The organism is Chromohalobacter beijerinckii (assembly GCF_023061185.1).
Lineage (GTDB): Bacteria > Pseudomonadota > Gammaproteobacteria > Pseudomonadales > Halomonadaceae > Chromohalobacter > Chromohalobacter beijerinckii.
The window spans coordinates 1-3,569 of sequence record NZ_JAKGAK010000037.1; the positions used below are offsets into that span (position 1 = coordinate 1).

A 3,569-nucleotide genomic window follows, 5' to 3' on the forward strand; every position below is an offset into this window, starting at 1 on the left:
GTGGTTCGAAGCTTTCCTGGGTGCTCAGCGCCGAGACCTGGCAATCGAGCTGCTGGCGAATGTAATCGATGAACAGCTGCGACTGCGGATTGCAGTCGGTGACCATCAGAACCCTTGTATTTTCCATGCTCATGCGTTTCATCCCGGTGTTGTGTGAGACATTATCAGTGGCATCTCCCGACTTTCTCATGGCCGGTTTCATGCCGAATTGCCTTCAAGCCTTATCCGAGATCCGCCTTTTGTAAATAGACAGTAATCCCGGTATCTTAAAACTTAAAAGAATATAATCTTTATATTTAATAACATTTATTAATTTTATAGTGCCATCAAGTGGTTGGGCGAAGCTCGCAAGCATCTCGATGAGTGCGGCGCGGATGGGGGAAGAGAAATTTCAGTCATGCCGCTAATTTATATTAGTCAAACGATGGCTCAAAAGTATGAGAAATTTCATTTACGCCGCTAACATATTGTTTTAAAACATATATTAATTAATGGCCATGGTGGTTTCCCGACCGTAGAGCGGTCCGTAGAATGAGTGGCCGAGCGATAAGGAGGAAGCATGATGGCGGATCGAAAGACCCTGGTATTGGCCAGCAGCAATGCTGGCAAGTTGCGTGAATTCCAGCACTTACTGAGCCCCTTGGGCCTTGAGGTGCGCCCCCAGCACGACTTCGCCGTGACCGAGGTCGAGGAAACTGGCTTGACCTTCGTCGAGAATGCCTTGCTCAAGGCCCGCGAAGCCTCGCGGGTAAGCGGATGTCCCGCTCTCGCCGACGATTCGGGGCTGGATGTCGACGCCTTGTATGGCGCGCCGGGGATTTACTCGGCGCGTTTCGCGGGTGAACCCAAGGATGATGCCGCCAATAACCGCAAGCTCCTGGAAACGCTCGATGCGGTGCCAGAGGGTCAACGCTCTGCGCGATTCTGGTGCGTACTAGTGTACTTGCGGCACGCCGAAGACCCGGTGCCGCATATCGTGCAATGTGCTTGGGAGGGAGAAATCCTGGCGCACCCGCGGGGTGAGGGCGGTTTCGGTTACGATTCACTCTTCTGGGTGCCGGAACGCGGCATGAGCGCCGCGGAATTGCCCGCCGAGGACAAGAATCGACTCAGCCATCGAGGCCGTGCCATGACCGCGCTGCTTGCCCAATTGTCCGCCGACTCATGACGACCCTACCTCCCTTGTCGCTCTATGTGCATGTGCCTTGGTGCGTGCGCAAATGCCCATATTGCGATTTCAACTCGCATGGCGTGGGCCATGATCGAACGTTGCCCGAACGTGCCTATGTCGCTGCCCTGCTCGACGATCTGGAAGCAGAGTTGGCGTTGGCTAGGGGCCGCGAGCTGGTGAGCATCTTCATCGGCGGCGGCACCCCCAGCCTGCTGAGTGGCGCGGCGTATCAGCGCCTTTTACAGGCGATAGAGGCGCGCTTACCGTTCGCCTCGGATATCGAGATCACCCTGGAAGCCAATCCCGGAGCCGTGGAACACGACCGCTTCGCGGCCTATCGCGAGGCCGGCATCAACCGCCTATCGTTGGGGGTGCAGAGTTTCCAGTCTCGCCAGCTCGAGCGGCTGGGGCGCATTCATGGCGGCGATGAAGCCGCCCAGGCATTGCGCAACGCGCGCGCGGCGGGGTTCGATAACATCAACCTCGATCTAATGCACGGGCTTCCCGAGCAGGGCGTGGAAGATGCCCTGGCAGATATCGATCGGGCGTTGGCATTGGCGCCTGAACATATCTCCTGGTATCAGCTCACGCTCGAGCCCAATACCGAGTTCTACTCGCAGCCCCCGCGCTTGCCCGATGAAGACGTTCTGTGCGATATCCAGGAGGCTGGGCATGCACGGCTCGAGGCCGCCGGTTATCAACGCTACGAAATTTCCGCCTACACGCGTCCCGATCACCAGGCGCGCCACAACCTCAACTATTGGACGTTCGGCGACTATCTCGGCATTGGGGCCGGAGCGCACGGCAAGTTGAGCGCTTGGCAGTCCGATGGCAGCCTCGCCATCGAACGACGTTGGAAGGTGCGTCAGCCGGAAGCCTATCTGCGGCGCGCACAGGATCCACGCGGTTTCGTCGCCGGACGTCGCGCTCTCGAAACGGCGGATTTGCCGCTGGAGTTCTTGATGAACGCCTTGCGTCTCACCGAGGGCGTTCCGCGACATTATTGGCGCGAGCGGAGCGGACAGCCTGATACACTGCTCGACGCACGACTGGAAGAGGCCCAGGCCAAGGGATTGCTGCGCGATTCGTCGCAGCGTCTACAGGCATCGCCTCATGGGCTGTTATTCTTGAATGACCTGCTCGCGCTTTGCGATGAGCAGTGACAAACGTTTCGATAGCAGGAACGCTAGAACGTTTTACGAAACGCATCACAGTTAAGGAGAAAGGACGCATGCAACGCTCGATATGGATGGCGATTCCGCTGGCTCTGGCGATTGGTGTCACGGGTTGTGCAAGCAACGATGCGCAAACCGGCGGCCAACAGAGTGACCACGGCAAGACATTCGGTGGTGCGGGCATCGGTGCCGCAGTGGGCGCAATTGCTGGGGCGCTAACCGGGGACGGTAGCAGCAGCACCCGTGACCGTGCGTTGATCGGGGCGACTGCCGGGGCAGCCATCGGCGGCGGTGTGGGCGCCTACATGGATGCTCAGGAAGAAAAGCTGCGCAAGGATCTCGACGGGACCGGTATCGGGGTCGATCGTCAGGGCGACAATATCGTCCTCAACATGCCTAGCAGCGTGACCTTCGATGTCGACTCCAGCGAGCTACAAACGCCCGCTCGTCAGGCACTCAACGATGCCACCGCCGTCATGCGTGAGTATCCCAAGACACGGATCAATGTCGCCGGGTACACCGACAGCACCGGTAGCGCCGACTACAACCAGCGCCTGTCGGAGCGTCGCGCGCAGTCTGTAGCCGATTATCTCGGCCAAGGAGGTATCTCTGGCAATCGTATCGCTACGGTCGGCCACGGGGAGAGCCAACCCGTCGCCAGCAATGATACTGAAAGCGGTCGTGCCCAGAACCGGCGTGTCGAAATCACGCTGACGCCGGTCACCGAGCAGAGCTAAGCGACTACGGCGTCGCGCCAGGCCGGGGAAGCCGGCCTGGCCTGCCAAGTTCATCAGCGCCCCTGACGTGGGCATCCTCCGCGCTTCACGTCGTTTCGGAACCTTTCATGCTCGCCTATCAGCACGCCTACCACGCCGGCAATTTCGCCGACGTTCACAAACATCTCTCCGTGTTCGCCGTTTTGCGCCATCTATTACGTAAACCTTCTCCTGTTACGTATGTGGATACGCATGCCGGGCGTGGATTGTATCCCCTCGATGCCGAGGAAACGCAGCGCCTCAAGGAATATCGCCATGGTGTGGCGAGTCTCTGGGCGGCGCGCGAGCGCCTTGCCGACGATCCATTGCTGGGCCCATGGTGTGAGTGTCTCGGCACAGTGCAGGCATCACCTCGGCTCAGCCACTATCCGGGGTCGCCCTGGTGGTTGTCCCAGGCATGTCGGGTGCAGGATCGGCTCGACCTATACGAGCTTCATCCGGGCGAGG

Annotated in this window: 4 protein-coding genes; all 4 read left to right on the forward strand. The window is 59.1% G+C overall.

All coding sequences use genetic code 11. The features are described from left to right. The first annotated feature begins 562 nt into the window (after positions 1-562). Positions 563-1,168 carry an RdgB/HAM1 family non-canonical purine NTP pyrophosphatase gene (rdgB, locus tag L1075_RS15510; RefSeq protein WP_246942734.1) on the forward strand — a complete coding sequence of 202 codons (606 nt, stop codon included), beginning with the start codon at positions 563-565 and terminating at the stop codon, positions 1,166-1,168. Next, complete coding sequence (gene hemW, locus L1075_RS15515; RefSeq protein WP_246942730.1) at positions 1,165-2,334, forward strand: radical SAM family heme chaperone HemW; 1,170 nt, start codon at positions 1,165-1,167, stop codon at positions 2,332-2,334. The genes rdgB and hemW overlap by 4 nt, the downstream gene beginning before the upstream one ends. A gap of 68 nt (positions 2,335-2,402) precedes the next feature. Further along, positions 2,403-3,083 carry a YiaD family glycine zipper/OmpA-like lipoprotein gene (locus L1075_RS15520; RefSeq protein WP_075368496.1) on the forward strand — a complete coding sequence of 227 codons (681 nt, stop codon included), beginning with the start codon at positions 2,403-2,405 and terminating at the stop codon, positions 3,081-3,083. Between the two features lie 107 nt (positions 3,084-3,190). Beyond that, a partial coding sequence (rlmJ, locus tag L1075_RS15525; RefSeq protein WP_246942732.1) for a 23S rRNA (adenine(2030)-N(6))-methyltransferase RlmJ occupies positions 3,191-3,569 on the forward strand: 379 nt, incomplete at its 3' end.